The 21,659-nt window shown below is 41.5% G+C and carries 17 protein-coding genes; 8 read left to right on the forward strand and 9 right to left on the reverse strand.

From position 1 onward, the window contains the following. Positions 1-14: 14 nt before the first annotated feature. Complete coding sequence (locus N7U62_RS07650; protein ID WP_264137336.1) at positions 15-2,780, reverse strand: alpha-amylase family glycosyl hydrolase; 2,766 nt, start codon at positions 2,778-2,780, stop codon at positions 15-17. 72 nt (positions 2,781-2,852) lie between these two features. After that, positions 2,853-4,370 carry a SusF/SusE family carbohydrate-binding protein gene (locus tag N7U62_RS07655; RefSeq protein ID WP_264137337.1) on the reverse strand — a complete coding sequence of 506 codons (1,518 nt, stop codon included), beginning with the start codon at positions 4,368-4,370 and terminating at the stop codon, positions 2,853-2,855. A gap of 496 nt (positions 4,371-4,866) precedes the next feature. Between N7U62_RS07655 and N7U62_RS07660 the strand changes: the two genes are divergently transcribed. Continuing rightward, the gene (locus N7U62_RS07660; RefSeq protein ID WP_264140420.1) at positions 4,867-5,916 is read left to right on the forward strand and encodes a LacI family DNA-binding transcriptional regulator; all 1,050 of its coding nucleotides are present in this window, start codon (positions 4,867-4,869) and stop codon (positions 5,914-5,916) included. 6 nt (positions 5,917-5,922) lie between these two features. Here the strand turns inward: N7U62_RS07660 and N7U62_RS07665 are convergent, their stop codons facing one another. Continuing rightward, positions 5,923-7,047 carry an SGNH/GDSL hydrolase family protein gene (locus tag N7U62_RS07665; RefSeq protein ID WP_264137339.1) on the reverse strand — a complete coding sequence of 375 codons (1,125 nt, stop codon included), beginning with the start codon at positions 7,045-7,047 and terminating at the stop codon, positions 5,923-5,925. Between the two features lie 313 nt (positions 7,048-7,360). Between N7U62_RS07665 and N7U62_RS07670 the strand changes: the two genes are divergently transcribed. From N7U62_RS07670 to N7U62_RS07700, 7 genes are all read left to right on the forward strand, one after another. Then, positions 7,361-9,772, forward strand: coding sequence for a glycoside hydrolase family 31 protein (locus N7U62_RS07670; protein ID WP_264137340.1), 2,412 nt, complete (start codon positions 7,361-7,363; stop codon positions 9,770-9,772). 53 nt (positions 9,773-9,825) lie between these two features. Further along, on the forward strand, positions 9,826-11,823 hold the full coding sequence (locus N7U62_RS07675; protein WP_264137342.1) for a glycoside hydrolase family 97 protein: 1,998 nt from the start codon (positions 9,826-9,828) through the stop codon (positions 11,821-11,823). A gap of 8 nt (positions 11,824-11,831) precedes the next feature. After that, positions 11,832-13,190, forward strand: coding sequence for an alpha-amylase family glycosyl hydrolase (locus tag N7U62_RS07680; protein ID WP_264137343.1), 1,359 nt, complete (start codon positions 11,832-11,834; stop codon positions 13,188-13,190). Positions 13,191-13,197: 7 nt separating this feature from the next. Then, positions 13,198-14,535 (forward strand): MFS transporter, encoded by a 1,338-nt coding sequence (locus N7U62_RS07685; RefSeq protein WP_264137344.1) that lies wholly within the window; start codon positions 13,198-13,200, stop codon positions 14,533-14,535. A gap of 100 nt (positions 14,536-14,635) precedes the next feature. Further along, positions 14,636-15,013, forward strand: coding sequence for a hypothetical protein (locus tag N7U62_RS07690; RefSeq protein ID WP_264137345.1), 378 nt, complete (start codon positions 14,636-14,638; stop codon positions 15,011-15,013). Between the two features lie 119 nt (positions 15,014-15,132). After that, positions 15,133-15,666, forward strand: coding sequence for a YceI family protein (locus tag N7U62_RS07695; RefSeq protein WP_264137346.1), 534 nt, complete (start codon positions 15,133-15,135; stop codon positions 15,664-15,666). A 22-nt stretch (positions 15,667-15,688) separates the two neighbouring features. Then, complete coding sequence (locus tag N7U62_RS07700) at positions 15,689-16,981, forward strand: hypothetical protein (RefSeq protein ID WP_264137347.1); 1,293 nt, start codon at positions 15,689-15,691, stop codon at positions 16,979-16,981. Positions 16,982-17,041: 60 nt separating this feature from the next. Here the strand turns inward: N7U62_RS07700 and N7U62_RS07705 are convergent, their stop codons facing one another. The 6 genes from N7U62_RS07705 to N7U62_RS07730 all read right to left on the reverse strand — a co-directional run bounded on the left by N7U62_RS07705 (position 17,042) and on the right by N7U62_RS07730 (position 21,590). Next, positions 17,042-17,653 carry a hypothetical protein gene (locus tag N7U62_RS07705; protein WP_264137349.1) on the reverse strand — a complete coding sequence of 204 codons (612 nt, stop codon included), beginning with the start codon at positions 17,651-17,653 and terminating at the stop codon, positions 17,042-17,044. 227 nt (positions 17,654-17,880) lie between these two features. Beyond that, positions 17,881-18,636 (reverse strand): GIN domain-containing protein, encoded by a 756-nt coding sequence (locus tag N7U62_RS07710; protein ID WP_264137350.1) that lies wholly within the window; start codon positions 18,634-18,636, stop codon positions 17,881-17,883. Between the two features lie 180 nt (positions 18,637-18,816). Beyond that, positions 18,817-19,947, reverse strand: a complete 1,131-nt coding sequence (gene moeB / locus N7U62_RS07715; protein ID WP_264137351.1) for a molybdopterin-synthase adenylyltransferase MoeB — start codon at positions 19,945-19,947, stop codon at positions 18,817-18,819. Positions 19,948-19,951: 4 nt separating this feature from the next. Next, positions 19,952-20,230, reverse strand: a complete 279-nt coding sequence (locus N7U62_RS07720) for a MoaD/ThiS family protein (protein ID WP_264137352.1) — start codon at positions 20,228-20,230, stop codon at positions 19,952-19,954. Positions 20,231-20,235: 5 nt separating this feature from the next. Then, on the reverse strand, positions 20,236-20,661 hold the full coding sequence (locus N7U62_RS07725) for a M67 family metallopeptidase (protein ID WP_264137353.1): 426 nt from the start codon (positions 20,659-20,661) through the stop codon (positions 20,236-20,238). After that, positions 20,661-21,590, reverse strand: coding sequence for a PLP-dependent cysteine synthase family protein (locus N7U62_RS07730; RefSeq protein ID WP_264137354.1), 930 nt, complete (start codon positions 21,588-21,590; stop codon positions 20,661-20,663). The genes N7U62_RS07725 and N7U62_RS07730 overlap by 1 nt, the downstream gene beginning before the upstream one ends. Between the last annotated feature and the right edge of the window lie 69 nt (positions 21,591-21,659).

The raw sequence follows: 21,659 nt of genomic DNA on the forward strand, positions 1-21,659 counted from the left end.
CAAATTGTTTTAATTTAATTCTTTATAAACCTCATCACCCTAACCTCTCCCTGAGCATCGCTCAATCTGATCAGATATATACCAGCCTCCAGAGATGACACCTCCATACTGGTCTTTCTTGTTTTTTCAAATAATTCTTGTTCCATAACCACCTTTCCCATCATATTGAATACACTAATGCCACTCATCAAAATTTCTGTTTCTATGGTCAACCATTCCTTAACAGGGTTTGGGTAAAGTACCCAGTTGCTATTTCCCTCAATTATCCCCTCATTGACACCCAATACCAATGCACTTTCTTCGATATAGTTTTCTATCACTGAAGAAGTAAAAATTCTAAAATCCTCGGCAGGCACAGTCAGTTCAAAATTTTCAAAATCCTTTACTTCGATTTCCTGACCTGTCAAGTAATCATACCAAGTACCATCCTTGGTGAAATGAGGATTAATCTCTGTAGATTCCAATCCGAAATTACCCACCACTACAATATTCACATCCGGGTGACTGATACTGATCCATTTTTGCTTCCCGGCTGATTCCCATTCAAAATAATCCGCATCTACATATTGGGTATTAGATCGTAAATTTATCAGCGACTGGTAAAGCAAATACAGTTTCCTTCTGTTATTATCCTCCAGATATTCCCAATGTGTTGGCTTGACACCTAATCGGTCATTGTTCAACTCTTCGTCATAAGCCATTTCTCCAAACTGCCATACCATTTTAGGTCCAGGGATAGTGAAGAAAAACACCGCATTGAGCTGCAATCTTCTTATGGCTTCTGGCAGTCCCATATTGGTACTCTTCTGAATGTCCCACATGACACGTTCCTCGTCATGACTCTCCATATAAGATACTAAATTTGGACGACTCCATCCTCTGGTTCCGTGATAGGAACCGCTAATATCCTTGATAAACCTTTTGGCCAGAGATCGATAATCATGGTTCATATTACCCCACAACATAATACCATAATCAGCTAACTCTTTTTCTTCACTATTTTCCGCTAAGTGCTCAAAAATGACATAAGCCTCAGCGTCCTGTTCCCAAATCTTATCCGCCATGCGCTTAAGCAGGGCTATTCGATCTGCGTCGTAATTGCTCGCCCATTCGTCTGACGAACTCTTGAAGTTATTCCCAAACCCCTTGGTAAAATCAAATCGAAAACCGTCTACCTTATATTCCTGCATCCAATAGCTATTGACACTATCTACCAGTGCCTGGGTGTAGACGCTCTCATGGTTCAAATCCGAACCCCAATGAGCTGCCGTATTAGCAAAGTTGTGTTGCTCGTTGTACCATGGATTATCTGCGGCTGGCCTATTAGATACATCATTCCAGTACATTCTTGCAAAAGGAGAACTATTAAAAGTATGGTTGAGCACCAAATCCAATATCACTGCTATCCCTCTGCCATGGCACTCATCGATGAGCTTTTTCAAGTCATTTTTGGTGCCGTAGTATTTGTCTGGGGCGAAATAAAAATTTGGATTATAACCCCAGCTCTCATTCCCTTCGAATTCGTTCACTGGCATCAGTTCTATAGCATTGATACCAAGACCCTCGAGATAGTCTAATTTATCAATGACGGCCTGATAAGTATGGCTTTCATGAAAATCCCTCACCAACAACTCGTAAATCATCAAGTCATCCTGATCTGGTGCATCGAAGGTTTCGTTGACCCAGCTGTACGCTGTTTGACCTGTTTCTAAAACTGAGGCACGATATGAAGTTTTATTACTTGGGTATTCTACCAAATTTGGAAAAGTGCTGGCATCAATAAAACTATCATCCCAGGGATCACTCACCTGTTCAGTATATGGATCAGCCACTATCAATTCTCCATCAATCAAATACTGAAAGACATAGGATGTACCAGGAGCAAGATTCGAAATAGTCACCCAGAACTGATCACCATCCTTGTTCATCAAGTACTCTTTGTCCAGTTGCCAGTCATTAAAGTCTCCCAATACAAAAACACTATTCTTGCCAGGTGCAAGTAGCACCAAGGTAGCTTCAGTAGCATTGGCATCATTGTAATTAACCCCATTGAGCATACCATTAGGTAAGGCCACTGTAGGAGTATTTGGAGTCAAACTATAGGTATAAGTAGTTTCATCTGTTTCTGTAGCTGTTGCAGCCATAGCCTTTAGAACATGTACCTCTCCATCATCTATCACTGTATGGTTATGTTGTAGCGAAAGAGCATCTGTCGCTGAAGCTATGAGATTATCATCTACATAAATTTCGATGGTTGAGCCTTCTGAGGTTTTGATGTCCAAATTAATTACATCTCCTATTTGGTAAAAACCATAATCTCCCTCAGGGCTGTTCATTTGAACCGTAAATTGATTGGTCACCTGCGTAATGTAATCCTCGGTCTGACCATCTGCCCAATCATCCCCTTTAAGAAGCATCCCCACCTCATTGATGGCATCCTTGGACAATCCTGTAAAATCTGTCAGTGTCAAAGTGATAGTAAAAGTCACCTTGCCACCATTGGTTTCTTTTGTAAATTTTGCTTTATCTGTGGCTGAAGTATTGCTACTGGCTGGATTGACATTAGAAACTACATTGGTATTTTCATTATCTGGTAGCCAAAGCCATATCCATGCCTCATCCAGATTGCTTAGGCTATTGCCTGTAGCATCATAACTTATGGTTATTTCTTCATCGGCCTGAAAAAATTCTGGTGTAATCGTAGGCGCAATATCAACTTTCTGCGCATTCAACTGAACATAGGCCAACAGCGAAACACATATGAGGATGAGTTTTCTCATGCTTTTTAAAATTGTTTGGAATTAAGAGATAGGCATTGAGAAAGGCTCTCAATGCCTATCATAGATTAGATTTTAGTTGATAGTACCTGTACCATCTTTGAAGTTAAGCGTCACGCTTCCTCCATCAGAACCTTGGGCTCTGGCCTGGTCATCACCAGTTCCTCGATATTCGATTTTACCATCCAACACGATGAACTCAGCTTGCCACCAGTCTACTGGTCCGCTACCATCTTTTACTGTCAAAGTAGAAGCTGCTACGTGTATTCTCACATCTTTAGCTCCGATGATTCCAGTGTAAGAAATCACACCATTGTCATTATCTACTGTAAATTTCTGATTTTCATTAGCAGCAGTCCATTGTGTATCATCGCTACCGAATGCATCACCGATACCGTAAACATTTGGAACATTGATTTCAATCGTCTCATCTTCCATATTAGCAACTACCATATAGTATCCTGCAGCAGGAACTGGTACATCGTCACCACCTTGTGCAAACACTCCTTCAGTCGCATCACCAGTTTTACCAAAAGCATTATTCCAATCTTTAGCAGGAGACACCTTGATTGCACCATTTTCTTCCAACCATACGATCTTCCAGAATAAGTGCGGATTAGAGTGCACTGGGATCATTGGGTAATCAGTCAATTCCCACTGCCATCCATCAGCAGTTCCATCTGAATCAGAATCAGCCATATTTAACCCATTACCTATTAAATATAGTGCCTCTGGGTAATCAGGTAATGGCTCCAGGTCACCAGTTTTAGTAGCGGTTGCTAATACCCCGTCTCTAGGATCCCAAGTGAAAGTCACAGTATACTCCCCTCTTTCGGTAATAGCGATGTTAGCACCTTCATTACCTGGCAATAAATTAGACAATGATCCACCGAAGTTGGTGAAAAATGAATACCCGTTATCGTTGGCAAAATCAGAAGTCACGTCCAACCTTCTATCGATGGCCCATCTACAGTTGAATCTGAATTTCATTTCATTTTCCTCAAGAGCAACTCCTTCAATAGACCATGCACCACCATCAGCAGTTACGGTTCCAGAAAGTGAAGTATCATCACTCCATCCACCTGGAGTAGCACCACCAATGATTCCAACAGATTCTAATTGATCAAACACGATCTCATCCATATCCGTATCATAGGCAACTACATAAAGTCCATCAGTTGTAATTTCGAAAGCAGTTCCACCCTCTTCTGCAGCCACAAATTGATAACCAGAAGCATCACACTCTGCATTGTTCACCTCAGCCACTGCACTTTGTGTACCACCGATAGTTGCAACTACCTCTTTTTCAACCACCTCTACAAGGTTATACTTACCTGTAGTCAGATACATGTACCCTTGCATAAAGCCCACTCTATCCATTGCACCAAAATCAGGGGCATCAACAGTAGCAGACTTCAATTCTGAAGTAGAGACTGGATCTTCACCTTCGGCAGCTACGTAAAAACCATCCGCGACCAAAAGGCCATCTCCGCCTCCAATGTCAATTCCTCCGTCATCCTGACTACATGACGCCATCATAGCGATCACTGCTAGCGAAAGCATGAAAGAAAATATTCTATTTGCGTTTTTCATAATCTTGAATTTTTAATAATTAAGTTTTTCAATAATTGTACTATACTAAGCTCGCTTTTAAAGAACACTGTTCCTTACTCAGAGTCGTACACTTATCTTACTTCTCCTGTTATTAAAAATTTCTTAACTGTGGATTACCTTTTGTGGCTAATTAGAAGGGCGGGTGTTAGTCTTTCATCACGCTTTCTTCATTTAGTCAACATTCAATTATAGGCATATATTTTAAATAAACAAGGATTTTAAATATCTCTCAGACGCATTTTTTTCACGAAAACGGAACCGCAAACGTTTGCGGAGAAAAATAATTTTTCCTACAAATTGAAAATTTGATAAAAACTGCATTTTCACCACTTTTCAGAATCGAACACAATCCACATTAAACGTATATTGTACTTTTTTTATCTTTGAAGCGAAACATACATTCTTTAGAAGTGATATAAATCCAAAAACAAAATCGCCGCATAATTGCATTTTCGCCTTTCTCATCCAATATTGTATTCTCATTAGAATTATGAAGCAAGCACCCGTCACTATTAAAGATATTGCCCGAGAACTGGGAATTTCCCCATCTACGGTTTCCAGAGCATTAAAAGATCATCCTGACATTAGTCCAGAGACCAAAAAGCTTGTGAATGATCTGGCTGCCCAGCTCAATTATGAGCCCAATACCATAGCCATGAGCCTCAGGAGCAAAAAGACCCATACTATAGGTGTCATCATTCCTGAGATCGTACATTTCTTTTTCTCAACTGTGATTTCCGGAATTGAAGAGGTCGCCTATAAAAAGGGTTATACAGTTATGTTCTGCCAGTCGAATGAAACCTACGAAAAGGAAGTGATTGATACCAAGGCACTATTGGCTCATCGTGTGGACGGCTTTTTGATCTCTTATTCAAAAGAAACCACCAACTTCGACCATTTCAGAGAGATCAAGAAGAAAGAGATTCCGTTGGTTTTCTTTGACAGAGTCCCAAACGAAGATTTAGAATGCAGCACCATTACCATCAATGATTTTGAGAGTGCGGAAAGAGCTGTGGATCATTTAGCTGCTGAAAACTACAAAAGAATTGCTCACCTGGCGGGACCACAAAATCTGGAGATCAGTAAACAAAGGCTAGAAGGATACAAAAACGGTATTCGAAAACACAATCTTTATTTCGAAGAAGCCTATGTGCAGTACTGCGGAAAAGGAGATTTCGAAGAAGGGCAGCGCTGCACCAAAGAGTTGCTCAAACTAAAAAACCGTCCTGATGCCATATTCGCCAACAATGATGTCGCGGCATATGGATCTATGAAAGCTATCAAAGAGGCCGGACTAAAAATACCCGACGATGTTGCTATCATGGGCTTTAGCAATTGGCAATTTGCCTCCTTGACAGAACCTCAATTGACCTCCATCGCGCAACCAGGCATCGAAATGGGAAAAGCAGCTGCCCGACGCCTAATCATGGAATTGGAAGCTGGCAATGAGGACATCCCTCCGGTAGATGAAGTCCTTAAAACGGACATCATTGTCAGAGACTCTACTCGATCTGTCGCCAAATAAGCCTATCTACCATTCGATATTATTCTCGATAAACTGAATCAGGCCATCAGCCATGATTTGTTGTTCCTCGACAGAAGGGTGACCTCCCGTTTCTTTGAATGGCTGAAAATAAGTGTAGATTTTATCATCCTGAAGACTATCAACCGCACTTTGAACGAGTCCTGGCCACTTAGACCCCTCTCGGGTAGCATCCATATTACCTAACATACATATGATGTCATTCTCTGGGTAATGAGCTCTGATCTCAGAAACAAAATCCCTATAAGCCGCTACTAACTCTTCATCACTAGGAGCTGAGTCCCCAAAATTTGTTTTGAATTCTTCCCTTTCTGGCATATTAACCAGCCAGGAATCATTTTGAAACAAGTTGATAACTACCAGATCAGGGCTAAACAAGGAAAAATCCCATTGACTCTCTGGGTCTTCTGGATCTACTCGATCATAGATTTCGGGCATAATCATCGGAAACCAGCTAATGGTAATTCCTATACCGCTTTTGCAAATGGTATGACGCTGAGCATCAAAGTGACCCGCTGTGATGGCTGCATAGCTCAAGTAGTGATTGGTAAACGTACTATCAGGCCTGTCTTTTCCAGTGGTATCCTCCACTGCATATCCAGCCGTGATAGAGTTTCCATAAAATTCGATTTTCCTCTTTTTCTCTTCATCCTTTGCCAAAATTCTGGGTTCCCCTTCCAGCTTGAAACCATAAAATGAAGTCTTACCTCTATCCCACTCTGTCCTTTTAAACAATTCAACACAATGATTCCCATTTGACAGCCCTGAAGCTAAAACGTAGTAGTGTTTGGCAGTATCAGGCCGCAAAACGTACATACTATCCTGATCTATGATCACATTGTAATAATTATCTCCTCGCTCATCTTGTAGCAGAGCGGATACGGTTCTACCCTTAAAATTGAGTTTGACAGTACTGCCAGACCAAAACATATCTACTTTCCCTGCGGTACTGTCTAGTCTTCCTGAATATTCAATATCTGTATCAGTATAATTAATTATGAGCGGTTGTGGTTCGCTGCACCCTACAGCAACAAACCCCATAATTACTACCAAAAATGCCTGAGTCAATTTCATGATCGTGTTAAATAATTGAGACACGAAAATAGAAAACATTACCATCTATTTGCTAGAAAGCCCTGACCAATTAAGGCTAGATTTTTGATCCAAATTCTGGCTAATTATAAGAATAGATCAAGAGTTACATCAATTTCACCAAAAAAATCGCAAAATCTCTGCAAACGGTTGCAAGCTTCAATTTGAAGCAAAAACAAGGCTACAGCAGGCCAAAACCCCTCATATCGCAGCTCACCCCGTCCCTCTTCATTGTAATCAATCGAGGCTTCATCTATCTTTACTTTGCTTTTAAAGAATTACTGACCCTTATTTAGGATCGACACTCATCTGCTTTTCATAGATTCATCAACTCATGATAATTAACAAAAGCCAGAGGAGATCCCGGTCGCGGAGCACTGCGCTGGGTAGATTAGAAGAGTACGAGTTGACCGACACCGGTCTAGTGGGAAGAACCGATCAGGAGTTGATCGAAGTATCTATATATTCCTCCAATTCAATAAGAATACGTATGACCCGCGAGGAGGCTTTCCAGCCCTTGCAGTACAGTGTCATTTCTATTCCTAAAGCAGGATTACATCAGATCACAGACACAGCAGAATCTCTTACCGTTAAAACAGAGGATATCTTATTGAAGATCTCCAAGTCTCCTCTTCGTTTCAGTTTTTACAACACAGAGGGCCAATTAATTAATGAAGATGATGCTGGATTTGGGACCTCATGGCAGGGGGAACAAGTGACGACTTACAAAACTTTACAACCCAACGAAAAATTTATTGGTCTAGGTGAAAAAACCGGACCACTCAACAAAAGAGGACATGGATTCGAAAATTGGAATACAGACCATTTCGGATACGGACCCGAAGATGACCCTATTTATTGCTCGATACCCTTTTATATAGGTGTACATGATGCGGGCAGCTATGGCATCTTCCTCAACAACTCACACAAAACTCATTTTAATTTTGGAGCATCCAACAATAGGTTCTCCAGCTATTCGGCCGATGCAGGTGACATGGACTATTTTTTCATGCATGATGACAAAGTAGCCAACATCATATCTGCCTACAGCGACCTAACCGGGAAGATCGAGCTCCCTCCCAAGTGGTCATTGGGATATCAGCAATGCAGATATAGCTACTACCCGGACAAAAAAGTATTGAGTACCGCTCAGAACTTCAGAGACAAGGACATTCCTGCCGATGTGATCGTTTTGGACATCCACTACATGGATCAATACAAGATATTCACATGGGACAATGAAAAATTTCCGGACCCGGAAAGCATGATCCTGAAGCTCAAAAGCCTCGGTTTTGAAGTCGTGGTGATGTGTGATCCAGGCATCAAAAGCGAAGAAGGATATGAAGCATTTGAAGACGGTAAGGAAAAAGACATATTTATCAAATACCCAGATGGCACAGGCTATGAAGGTCAGGTTTGGCCGGGTTGGTGCCACTTCCCTGATTTCACAAGTCAGAAAGCAAGAGACTGGTGGCAAAACCAACTCAAGGCCTACACAAATCTGGGAATAGAAGGCTACTGGAATGACATGAACGAAATCGCAACCTGGGGACAAACTTTACCTGAGTTGATCGAATTTGACATGGATGGTGAGGAAGGGTCTACGCGAAATGCCAGAAATATCTATGGCATGTTGATGGCCAAAAGCACCTTCGAAGGAGCCAAAGAACACTTAAAAGGTAAAAGACCTTTCAACCTAACGAGAGCAGGATTTGCAGGAATACAGCGATATGCAGCAGTATGGACAGGTGACAATGTAGCCAGCGATGAGCACATGCTCCTCGGAATGCGCATGCTATCAGGCATGGGAGTTTCAGGAATTCCCTTTGCAGGGTTCGATGCTGGAGGCTTTGTAGGCAATGCTTCCGAGGATTTGTTTGCCAGATGGATTTCTATGGCGGCATTTACCCCCTTCTTTAGAGGCCATTCCAATGTCAACACCAGAGACAGTGAGCCATGGGCTTACGGAGAGCATACAGAAGAAATTTCGAGGAATTACATCAATTTGAGATATAAGTTGATGCCATATATATACTCAGCCTTTCAAACCGCAGCAGAAACAGGATTGCCTGTCAATAGATCACTAGCCATAGACTATACCCAAGACGAGAAGGTCTATCAAAGTGCCTATGAGAACGAATACCTATTCGGTGATTCGATATTAGTTGCTCCTGTTTCCAGTCAAAAACTGATTGAAAAAGTATACTTCCCTGAAGGACAATGGTATGATCTATTTACAGATCAGTGCTATGATGGAGGCAAAGAAACATTGCTAGAATGCCCAATTGAAAAGCTTCCTGTATTTGCGAAAGCATCTGCAATCATCCCTATTCAATCCAAAGTAAAATCGACTAAAGAACGTCCTGATAGCACACTGGAGATACACCTATATAAAGGTAAAGAGTCCAACAGCTTCTGCTATTACGAAGATGACGGATCTACCTATGGCTATGAAAATGGTGAATACCATAAACGAAGCATTAGCTACAACCCAAAAGAAAGAAAATTGAAATGGTCGAAAGCTGAGGGACAATTCACTTCCGTATTCAACAAAGCAAAAATATACTTCCATGGTTTTGAAGCAGGTGAGATTACTTCATTAATGCCTCAAAAGGAAGAATATAGATTTATAGAGCAGCTCTCCAACTTCGACCCTTTAGGAGATGAAGCACATGGCGACTATAGTATTGAAGTATCCTGCATAGTCAAAGACCTATGCACTGATGCTTTTGAAATTAAATGGTAACAGAAGAAATAGACGGTACAACAGCCCAATAAATTATTAATTAGAAGAAAGGAATGAAACATTTACTACTCATAGCACTAATAGCAGGTCTATTCGCCTGTGAAATGGAAAAAGGAGAGCAACTGATACAGGTAGCCTCTCCCAACCAATTGACCACAATTACATTTTTCCAAAACGAAGATGGTAGCCCAGCTTATTATGCCAGCTACAAAAACAAATCAGTCGTGGACAGCTCCGACCTGGGATTTATTCTGGATCAGGAAAAAGCTTTTGACAAAGGGTTAAAAGTGGTTTCAACTAATCTGAGCAGTTTTGATGAGACCTGGGAGCAACCTTGGGGTGAGCAAAGAGAAATTCGCAACAACTACAATGAATTAACTATCAACCTCGAGAACCCTGAGGGATTAAAACTCAATGTGATCTTCCGTGCTTTTGACGATGGAGTTGCACTTAGATACGAATTCCCTCAACAAGATGGACTTTCCGAATTTCAGGTATTGGATGAGTTGACTACATTCAATATGTCAGACGACCATAGTGCCTGGTGGATTCCTGCATATGCCGGCAACAGATACGAGTATATTTATGAAAACACACCTTTGAGTGATATTGACCGAGTACATACGCCATTTACGATCGAAGCGACTAATGGTCTTTTCTTTCACCTACACGAAGCGGCTCTTTATGACTACCCTAGTATGGTGATCAAAGGGGAAGGAACAAACCTTAAGTGTGACCTAGTTCCTTACAGCAAAACCAATCCAGTAAAAGCCTATTTGAAAGCGCCATTTTCTACTCCATGGAGAACAATTCAGATCGGAGAACAAGCAGGTGACTTGATCACTAACTATATGATCCTGAACTTGAACGAACCAAACAAATTAGGTGATGTATCCTGGGTAGAGCCTGGAAAATATATAGGTGTATGGTGGGAAATGTTCGTTAACATCGGGACATGGCACCAGGGACCCAAACATGCTGCCAATACGGAAAACGTAAAGAAATACATTGATTTCGCATCAGAAAACGGATTCAGAGGCATACTGGTAGAAGGCTGGAACTATGGCTGGGACGGCAACTGGATGGGTGGCGGTACCAAATTCGACTTCACTAAGCCCTATCCTGACTATGACATAGAGGAACTAAGCAGATACGCAGCAGACAAAGGTGTTTACATCATCGGTCACCACGAAACTGGCGCAGATACAGAAAACTACGACGAGCAATTGGAAGATGCTTATGCATTTCTAAACAAATACGGAATGAAGACAGTGAAAACTGGTTATGTAGAAAACGGCGACACACTGCCTAATGGGCTTTACCATCACGGCCAGTATTTCGTAAATCACTTCCAAAGAGTAATTGAAATGGGAGCGAAATACAAAACCATGATCGTAGCTCATGAGCCTATCAAGGCAACTGGTAAACGTAGAACCTACCCGAATATGGTATCAAGAGAAGGAGCCAAAGGTCAGGAGTACAACGCCATGGGCGGCAACCCTACTAGCCACGTGACTGTCCTTCCATTTACACGTCTGCTTGCCGGACCTATGGATTATACGCCTGGGGTTTTCGATCTGGAAGTAGCGACCACTACTGATCAGGTTAAAAGTACCATAGGTAAAGAGCTGGCACTATACACTACTATCTACGCTCCAATGCAAATGGCAAACGACCTACCAAAGAACTATGAAGGACATCCAGCCCTCCAGTACATCAAAGACATGGTGACGGATTGGGAAACGACAAAAGTCCTGAATGGTGAAATTGGTAAATATGTAACCATCGCAAGAAAAGAAAGAGAAGGCGACAGATGGTTCATGGGTAGTGTGACCAATGAAGAAGGAAGAGAATTGAAAGTTAAATTTGACTTTTTAGATGCTGGTAAGACTTATACGGCTACCCTTTACCGAGACAATGAGGAAACGCACTTTGAGACGAACCCTACTGCCTACCAAATCAAAGAAATGGAACTTACTGCTGAGTCAGAATTGACGCTGCAATTGGCTCCAGGTGGTGGAGTAGCCATTAGTATCTTCCCAAATAACTAAACATTGAAGTGAAAAAAATTTCATACTTAGTAATAGTAATCATGCTTTCGCTGGCTGCCTGTCAGCAAAAGCATGATTCTACTATTGAATCCCCAACAACAACCAGCGCAATCACATTCCCTGAGCGTGCAGCACACATGGCTGTCTATGAAGTCAATATTAGACAAGCTACGCCAGAAGGAACCATTCAGGCATTCATTCAGCATCTACCCCGTTTGCAGAAGCTAGGTATAGAGATGCTATGGATCATGCCTGTTCAGCCGATAAGCAAGGTCAACCGTAAAGGAACGCTCGGTAGCTACTATTCAATTGCTGATTATACAGCGGTTAACCCCGAGTTTGGTTCTTTACTAGATTTCAAAAAGCTTGTAGAAGAAGCTCACCAATTTGGTATGGTGGTCCTTCTGGACTGGGTACCCAACCATACAGGCTGGGATCACCCCTGGATCACCGATCACCCTGAATATTACGCCAAAGACAGCTTAGGAAACATCACGTATGAGGCAGACTGGAGTGACATTGCGCTATTAGACCATACGCAAGACGGCACTCGGTCCGCTATGATAGAGGAGATGGCATTCTGGATTAAGGAATGTGATATCGATGGCTTCAGGTGTGATCACGCTGCTCATGAAATCCCGTTATATTTTTGGGAAGAAGCCACTGACGCATTGAATCCTATGAAAGACCTGTTTTGGCTAGCAGAGTGGGACGAACCAAGACTACACACTACCTTTCATGCCTCCTACTCCTGGGAGCTGCTGCACCTTACCGAAGATGTAGCCAAAGGACATAAAAACGCGAATGATATCGCTACTTTCATCCAAAAGGATCAGGCACTATATGGTCGTCGACCATTTCGTATGACTATCACCACGAATCATGACGAAAACTCCTGGGCTGGAACTGTTTTCGAACGCTATGGGGAGGGACATCAAGCCTTTGCGACCTTTATCTTTACAGCCTATGGCTTTCCGATGATTTACAACGGTCAGGAAGTTGGGCTGAACAAGAGGCTGGAATTTTTCGAGAAAGACAGCATAGACTGGAGTGATCCTTTAAATCTGAGTCCATTTTATAAGCAACTCCTCTCACTAAAAAAAGAGAACAAGGCGCTTTGGAATGGAGATTTTGGAGGAAGTCCCAAAAGAATAAATAAGGACGAAGACATATACGCTTTTGTAAGAAAAAAAGAGGGCAACCAGGTCATTGGCATCATCAACATGAGCGATCAAAAAGCTCAGCTGAATCTGACTGACTCCTCTATATATGGTCAATATTCTGATTATTTTACAGGAGAGACTTTTGAACTATCAGGTGAGCCTTTGGAATTAACTCCCTGGCAATACCTGATATTCACCAACTAACTTTAGAATGTCAAAAGAGCAAATAATGTCCAAACCCCGGCTGTCCTTTTGGGATGCCTGGAACCTAAGTTTCGGCTTTCTTGGAATACAAATGGGTTTTGCATTGCAAAATGCCAATGCAAGTCGAATTCTTCAGATTTTTGGTGCTGACATCCATGAATTATCCTGGTTCTGGATCGTTGCCCCTGTCACTGGATTGATTGTCCAACCTATCGTTGGACACTACAGTGACCGAACCTGGACAAGGTTAGGGCGAAGAAAACCTTTCTTCCTGACGGGTGCATTATTAGCTGCTTTTGGTCTCATTTTCTTACCTAATGCAGGTCTACTGACATCACTCCTACCTGCCTTATGGGTCGGGGCTGGGATGTTGATGATCATGGACGCTTCATTCAATATAGCCATGGAGCCATTCCGAGCGCTTGTGGCTGATATGATGCCCTCAGATCAGAGAACATTAGGATTCAGTATTCAGACTGTTCTGATCGGCATAGGAGCTGTAGTAGGCTCCTGGCTACCCTATGTCATGACCAATTGGATTGGGGTTAGCAACCAGGCTGAACCAGGTGAAGTGCCTCTGAATCTATTGATCTCCTTTTTTGTTGGAGCGATCGTTTTAGTAGGAAGTATTTTGGTTACCATCTTCACTACCAAAGAATATTCGCCAGAAGAATTGGCTCAGTTCTCCTCTGAAACTATATCAGAACCAGAAAACGAAAGCCTTCTGAACATATTCACAGATTTTAAAAATATGCCTTTGGCCATGCGCCAATTGAGTTCTGTACAGTTTTTCTCCTGGTTTGGACTATTTGGATTATGGGTTTTTGCTACACCAGCTATAGCCCACCATATCTATGGACTACCAATAACGGATACGGAATCTGTCATGTATCAAAACGCAGGTGACTGGGTAGGTGTACTATTTGGAGTATACAACGGTATCTCAGCTATATACGCATTTTTCTTACCTGCAGTAGCCAATAAGCTTGGCAGAGTAAGAACACATTCCATATCACTGGTAATAGGAGCTATTGGCTTCCTATCAATTTTCTTTGCTCCTAATGAGAATTGGTTGATCTTATCAATGATTGGGATTGGGATTGCCTGGGCAAGTATACTAGCCATGCCTTACGCTATCCTAATTGGGTCAATCCCAGCAAAAAAGATGGGTGTCTACATTGGGATTTTCAATTTCTTTATAGTTCTACCCCAAATATTGAATGCGCTGATTGGAGGACCTATGGTCAAGTACCTTTATGGAGGAAACCCGGTATTTGCACTGGTTGCTTCTGGAATCTCCTTCATGATAGCCGCCATTCTATGTCTCAAAGTTCAAGACAAGTAATCATCTTAGTTAGTTTTTAAGTATTGATAGCAAAAAGACCACAAATTATTTGTGGTCTTTTTTTATGATCCCCTTATTTTTAATGCCTAAACTAATCTAAATGAAGACTGTAGCAAATAACGACCGATACGAGTTAAAGGTGGATGAATCCATTAACAGGATGTATATCACCATTAAAGGATACTGGAGAATCAAGGACAATTACCTCGAAGACCTTGAGGAAGCCTGCAAGCTCATGAAACCAAAGTTCAAAATACATGTAGATCTCACCACCATGACTGCTCCTCCAGCCAAAGTAGGCGTGGTACATGAGGAAGCTCAAAAAATGCTTATGAAATATGGTCTTGCGCAGACTGCTGAGGTACACAACGATAGTGCCTTGACACGTCTGGCTGTCAATCGATATTCAGAAAACTCTGGGATGACCAAGCAAGTATTTAGTTCTCATGAGGAAGCTAAAAAATGGCTAGATCAATGATTTAAGAGACAGATACAAATCATGTAAGTACACAATTCTCATCATATTTTCATGATGGTGGTACTTCTACTTTTGTCACATAAGAAAAAAGAGAAGCACTTAACTCAACGAACACCATCATGAAAATAGCAAGCATAATATTCGCATTAGCGAGCCTTCTCGCTGTACAATCTACAATCAAATTAGACAAGGCTAACAGCACTATCACCATTGCGGGTACTTCTACAGTACACGATTGGGAATCAGAAGTTAGCATATTCAATATTGAAGGCACTAAGTCCGACAATAATATAACGGGACTGAAGGTTTCAATACAAGTCAAATCCATCAATAGTGGAAAGTCGCTGATGGATGACAAAACCTACGAAGCATTAAAAGAAGACAAATATCCAAACATTGTTTTCGAAGCTCAGCAACTCTCTATCACCGGTAATAAAGTAAGCGGAAGCGGTCAATTGACCATGGCCGGAAAAACCAAAACCGTTGCACTAAATGGTAAGATCATATCAGACGCCAATGGTATCCTAAAGGTAGAGGGAAGCAACAAAATCAACATGAAAGATTACGGAATAAAACCTCCTACCGCCATGTTCGGATCTATCGAAACAGGCGAAGAGGTAACTGTTAAGTACAACATCAAATTGAACTATTAGACATTATTTAAATATCAACATCATGAAAACTCACAATCTAAAATTCATTTTCACACTGGCAATCATGCTAGTAGCAAGCTTAGGCTTTGCGCAACGTTCTGAGATACAATACTACAGATATAATGACCAGAGAGGTATCAATGTTTTCGAAACCAGTAAAGACAATGATGTAGCCTTCGATGGAATCAAAGTTAGAGTAGGTGGCGACTTCAACCTTCAGTTTCAAGGCATAAGCCAATCAAATTACATTGATGCACCGGCGACTGGATCATTAATAGAACTTTCTAACAATTTCAACTTACCAAGTGCCAACTTAAACCTCGACGTTCAGCTTTATGATGGTTTAAGATTACACATGAGAACATATTTATCTTCTCGTCACCACACAGAAGCATATGTAAAAGGCGGTTATCTCCAAATTGACAAATTAGAATTCATTCAACCTGGCTTCTTGAGTGGGCTAATGGATTTCACTACAATCAAAGTAGGTATGGATGACATCAACTATGGGGATACACATTTCCGCAGATCTGACAATGCAAACACTATCTTCAACCCATTTGTTGGTAACTACCTGATGGACGCATTCACTACCGAACCTTATTTGGAAGTGACTGTTCAACCAGCTGACTTTATTGGAGTAATTGGTTTCACCAATGGTAGATTGAATCAAAGTCCAACCCCAGGTGATGATGGTTTCGTATTCTATGCCAAATTAGGGTATGACAATCAAATCAACGACGATCTTAGAATTAGACTTACAGGTTCAGTATACAATAGCTCTGATAAAGGAACAAGAGACTATTTATACCTTGCAGACCGTGCAGGTGCTAACTACTTTTCTGTAATGAGTTATAATACTTTGGATGCAAATGGAAATCCAACCGTCAAAAAAAATGATTTTGGAGGACGTGTCAACCCAGGTTTTGCCTACCACACAGCTTTCCAAATCGCTCCATTTGTTAAATTCAAAGGCTTAGAATTCTTTGGAGTATATGAACTATCTAGTAATGGTAATAGTGATATCGGAGGTAGTTATACTCAATTAGGTGCAGAAGCACTATACAGATTTGGCAAAGACGAAAAATTCTATGCAGGTGGCAGATTCAACAGCGTAACTGGCAATAAAACTGACGTTGCTGCAGATGAAGATGTAAAAAGATTCAATATTGGGGCAGGATGGTTCTTAACTAAAAATGTAATGACCAAACTGGAATACGTCAAGCAAACTTATGAAGGTGATGCTTTCAATGGCTCAATTTTTCAAGATGCGGAGTTTGACGGCATAGTACTGGAGGCTACCATCGCATTCTAAAAAAGATTTGTTAGGTTGGTTTTACTAAAGACAGCTTCATCATGGAGCTGTCTTTTCTTATTATAAGGTCTCCACTTTCATCCTCACAGAAAAACTCACCGTGAGTTCGTCATTAACCTTCACCATACCAAAATATTTTTCTGGAGGGGTAATCCCAAAATCAGTTATTTTCATTTGCTGCTGACCCTCGAATATGAGTTCATCCTCAGCAATATTAATCACCCTGCCTTCATTGACTAAAAAACGTCTACTCACACCTGCAATCTGAACCGAAACGTCAGAATTGACTTCTAATATGGCAATTTGATTATTAGACGCAGGTATATGAATGATGCGTATTTCCAGTTTCATTTCAGGATACTCATCGGCATGCAAAATCTCCTGAAAATCGGTATTCATTACTTTCAGCCCACAATCAAAGCCCTTTAAATCATAACTCAATATCAACCCATTGAATGTGAGTCTCTTTTGATCCCAATTGCTAGAAACCCTAAGGGCTTCATTATCCCCACTCTCATTGAGTGTACAAGAAAATTGATTGACATTAGTTGTACCCAGGATACTGATTTCGCTGGACAGCACTTGCACAGTATGTTGCTTACCCTGAGCATACCCATGGAAAATGGGTAAAATGAAATAAAAAGTAAGTAAGAAAAATTTATATCGTATCAAAGCTTGAGTTTAATGTTCAGCTAAGATATTAATTCTATTGAGATCAGAATCAATACTTCGCCATTTCAGGATCAATCACTCCTAGTTGTCATGTCCACTAAGACAAAAAACAGAAGGTCGCCTGCTCGATCACATTTACTACTGCAACTAGAAACCATTCGGGCATTACAAATGCCCAAGAAGAGAGATCGCAATCGCCGTTGCGATCCATTAGGGGTACGTTTTTGTCAGTCTACAGCTTTTTCGATGGTGCCGGAGCTCGTACCATTCGCTTCTAGTGTCGGATCTCCTTTGTAATACACTTTTCCACCACTTACCACATTGGCAATGAGCGACTCAGATACCGAAACTTCCATACGACCATAGCCACTTGCCTGTGCTTCCAAGGATTTGCACTGCAGGCCATAGCCCTTGTATGTACCGGAATTTTTGGCATTTACCTTAAGCGTCTCCACCTTTCCGGTAATATCTAATCTCGCTTTTCCAGATATATTTACGTCCAATTCATTGGCTTCAATGGCCAACTGAACCTTTGCCGATCTCCCCACGGACACGACTGCAGATTGAGTTTTAGCAGTCATATCTAGCTTGCTATCAGTGGTCACGACTATTTTCAAAGTACTGGCCACTGGCGCATCCTTCACACTAAGAGTGGATTCATTATTGACAAGAATACTTTCTATAGCGTTCTTAGTGTAAATTTTTGCGCTGACGGATACTCCATCCAGCCTATTTGTACCCTTAAATGACAGAAGCAGCTGACCATCTACAATCTCAGAGGTGACTTTATTTTCCTTGATACCGTTAATAACTAACTCTACTTTATTCGAGCTGCCTTTAAGCAATTCTGCCTGGATACCAAAGTCAATAGACACAGCTTTAAAATCCCCTAATGATCTCTCTACCTCCTCCTGAGCAAAGAGTGTTGTGCTACTAGTTATGAATAAGAAGATAGTGGCTAATAATGCGTTAATGTTTTTCATAATAATACTGGTTGAATTAAATACTTCGGATAAGTAACGTCGATCTATGCAAGATATTGAATAATTCCTTTATCGGTCGTCACGTCCACCAAAGCACAATCGGTCACATGTCCGAATATAACTGAACCCATTTGAGGCACTTATTATGCTCATTCAAGAGGTTATGAAGGGTCAGCAAGCTTAATACTTTGCCATTTCAGGGTCTATCTCTTTGGCCCAAGACAATATACCTCCTTTTAGATTGACTAGATTATCATACCCCATTGCCTTCAATTTGCGCAAAACCTCTGCGCTACGATTGCCACTCCGACAATAAAGCACCACCGGTTTATCTTTCAAAACCCGGTTCACCTCCTCATTTATTTTGTTTTGTGGGATCAATTCTCCACCGATATTGGCGATATCATATTCGTATGGCTCTCTGACATCAACCAGCTGAAAATCCTTTGACTCATCCATCCATGTTTTGAGCTCACGAACAGTCATCTCCGGAACCTCCTCTTCTTGCTCCTCATGACCAGCTCCACAGAAATATTCGTAATCGATGAGTTCGGTCACCGGTTCCGTATTAGGATTCTTTCGAATCTTCATCGTTCTGGTTTCAAAAGACAAAGTATCAAACAAAAACAATCGTCCACTCAACGGATCTCCTATACCTGTAATCACTTTAATCACCTCATTGGCTTGCATGGTGCCAATCATCCCTGGCAGTACACCCATGACCCCTCCTTCGGCACAACTAGGAACCAATCCAGGAGGTGGTGGTGACGGAAATAGGTCTCTATAGTGCGGTCCTCTTTCTCCCTCTTTGTTGATATAATTAAAGACTGAAAGCTGTCCCTCGAACCGAAAGATGGATGCATATACATTGACCTTATCCAAAATCACGCATGCATCGTTGACCAAATAACGCGTGGCAAAATTGTCCGTACCATCGGCTATGACATCATAATCCTTAAGAATATCAAGGGCATTATCAGATGTCAGTGCTGTATTGTGAACTGTAAATTGGATATGAGGATTGAGCTTCAGCAATCTTTCTTTCGCTACTTCTGCTTTTGGCTTGCCCACATCATCGACCGTAAACAAAACCTGCCTTTGCAGATTAGAATCATCCACCACGTCAAAATCGACAATTCCCAAATGGCCAACTCCAGCAGCTGCCAAATAAAGCAACACAGGGCTACCTAATCCACCAGAGCCTATTACCAACACCTTGGCCTCTTTGAGCTTGCGCTGGCCCTCAATATTGAATTCAGGGATAATTAAATGACGGCTGTAGCGTTCTAATTCTGCCTTGCTAAAATCCATGCTTCTATCCTCTTCCTCCTGCGATCGCCGGAATGATACTGATTATTGTTTCTGCCTCTACTGCAGTTTTTTCGTTATCAAGTGATTCAATATCCTCCTCCCCTTTATAGATTCGGATGAAACGTTTGATTTTACCATCCGCATCAAAGATTTGTTTTTCCAAATCTGGAAATTGCTTCACCAAATCTTCTATAGCCGATTGAACGTCACTCCCCTCAACCTTGATACTGGCTTGATCCTGAGCAAATTTTCTAAGGGGTGTCGGTATGATTATTTCTGCCATGTTGCTTATTCGTTGATTATATCCTCTTCTTCAAACTCATTCTGATCATTGAGCTGCCAGGACCGTGTATTTTGCACTTTCGTCTCCGACACAGAGGCTATGATATATGAAAAAAATGGAACCGCCTGCGCCAAATCATGAACGGATGGCTCTGCAGGATGTTCTGGATGCGAATGATACACACCCAAAAACTTTTGATCACTCTCTACTGCATATTTTTCTGCAGCCATGTAATCCTTTGGATGTACCTCAAATCGTCTTCTTTGATCCCCCTCTTTGGAGTTTTCCAATGGGGTATATTCCTTTATTCTCTTGGATTCACCGTTAGCTTCACCAAAGAAAAACCCAACGCATTCGTTAGGAAAATCGGACAATGCGTGCCGATGCATAGAGGCCAGTGTTTCTTGATCAACTATGACTTGCTTCTTCATTAGAACAATGATTTAATGATCTCGCTGTACTTCTCGGCATTATCCGGAAACAGGGTAACTACTACGCCGCTATCTATCTCATTGGCCACATCGATGGCTCCCTTCAGATTGGCAGCAGAAGAGGGACTTAACAACAACCCTTCTCTTCTAGCCGTTTCCTTGATCAAATCATATGCATCGTAGGTATCCACATGCTTGATCTCGTCCACTACTGCCTTGTCATAGATACCTGGCACTTTGGCCGTCTCCATGTCTTTCCATCCTTCCAAACCATGCAATGCACCATCAGGCTGAAGTCCTATCGCTTTGATGTCTGGTTTCTGTTCTTTCAGATATTTTGTAATCCCAGTGAAGGAACCTGTAGTTCCCAGCCCTGTCACAAAATGCGTGATCTGATCACCTAGCGCACCATATATTTCTGGACCTGTCCCTTGGTAGTGAGACATCCAGTTGTTTTCATTACCATACTGATTGGCTAAAAAATACTTATCTGGATCATTTCTGTACATTTCTTCGGCTTTCGCCTCAGACTCATCCGAAGATCCGAATTTGGAAGTGTAAACAATGTTTACTCCCAATCCTTTCAATAATTTCTTTCTCTCCCATGAAGCATTTTCTGGCAAACAAATAGTCACTGGAATCCCTAATCTGGCCCCTATAGTAGCGTAGGCCAATGCCGTATTACCACTAGACGCGTCCAAAAGCGTTTTACCATTACCTAATTCACCGCTTTTCAGTGCTCCTTTGATGATGTTGTAGGCTGGGCGTGTTTTTACACTACCTCCAAACTGCATCCACTCCATCTTAGCAAAGATTTTAACCGATGGTTTAGGAGATAAATGCTGCACCTCAAACAAAGGTGTAGCACCTACGAACTGACCGAGCGATTCCAGGCTCTTCAATACTTGTGAATCTTGACTGATCTCCATTTCTTCGTTTTGTTTCAATAAAAAAGCCCTTCCTGGAAGGGGAAAGGCTTTAAATATTTTTGTACTCCT

It is taken from the genome of Reichenbachiella ulvae, from assembly GCF_025833875.1.
Lineage (GTDB): Bacteria > Bacteroidota > Bacteroidia > Cytophagales > Cyclobacteriaceae > Reichenbachiella > Reichenbachiella ulvae.

Bases quoted from the DNA above. Each gene is read 5' to 3' on its own strand.
- N7U62_RS07650 (WP_264137336.1), bottom strand. From the start codon at position 2,780: ATGAGAAAACTCATCCTCATATGTGTTTCGCTGTTGGCCTATGTTCAG.
- N7U62_RS07655 (WP_264137337.1), bottom strand. From the start codon at position 4,370: ATGAAAAACGCAAATAGAATATTTTCTTTCATGCTTTCGCTAGCAGTG.
- N7U62_RS07665 (WP_264137339.1), bottom strand. From the start codon at position 7,047: ATGTTTTCTATTTTCGTGTCTCAATTATTTAACACGATCATGAAATTG.
- N7U62_RS07670 (WP_264137340.1), top strand. From the start codon at position 7,361: ATGATAATTAACAAAAGCCAGAGGAGATCCCGGTCGCGGAGCACTGCG.
- N7U62_RS07675 (WP_264137342.1), top strand. From the start codon at position 9,826: ATGAAACATTTACTACTCATAGCACTAATAGCAGGTCTATTCGCCTGT.
- N7U62_RS07685 (WP_264137344.1), top strand. From the start codon at position 13,198: ATGTCAAAAGAGCAAATAATGTCCAAACCCCGGCTGTCCTTTTGGGAT.
- N7U62_RS07690 (WP_264137345.1), top strand. From the start codon at position 14,636: ATGAAGACTGTAGCAAATAACGACCGATACGAGTTAAAGGTGGATGAA.
- N7U62_RS07695 (WP_264137346.1), top strand. From the start codon at position 15,133: ATGAAAATAGCAAGCATAATATTCGCATTAGCGAGCCTTCTCGCTGTA.
- N7U62_RS07700 (WP_264137347.1), top strand. From the start codon at position 15,689: ATGAAAACTCACAATCTAAAATTCATTTTCACACTGGCAATCATGCTA.
- N7U62_RS07710 (WP_264137350.1), bottom strand. From the start codon at position 18,636: ATGAAAAACATTAACGCATTATTAGCCACTATCTTCTTATTCATAACT.
- moeB (WP_264137351.1), bottom strand. From the start codon at position 19,947: ATGGATTTTAGCAAGGCAGAATTAGAACGCTACAGCCGTCATTTAATT.
- N7U62_RS07720 (WP_264137352.1), bottom strand. From the start codon at position 20,230: ATGGCAGAAATAATCATACCGACACCCCTTAGAAAATTTGCTCAGGAT.
- N7U62_RS07725 (WP_264137353.1), bottom strand. From the start codon at position 20,661: ATGAAGAAGCAAGTCATAGTTGATCAAGAAACACTGGCCTCTATGCAT.
- N7U62_RS07730 (WP_264137354.1), bottom strand. From the start codon at position 21,590: ATGGAGATCAGTCAAGATTCACAAGTATTGAAGAGCCTGGAATCGCTC.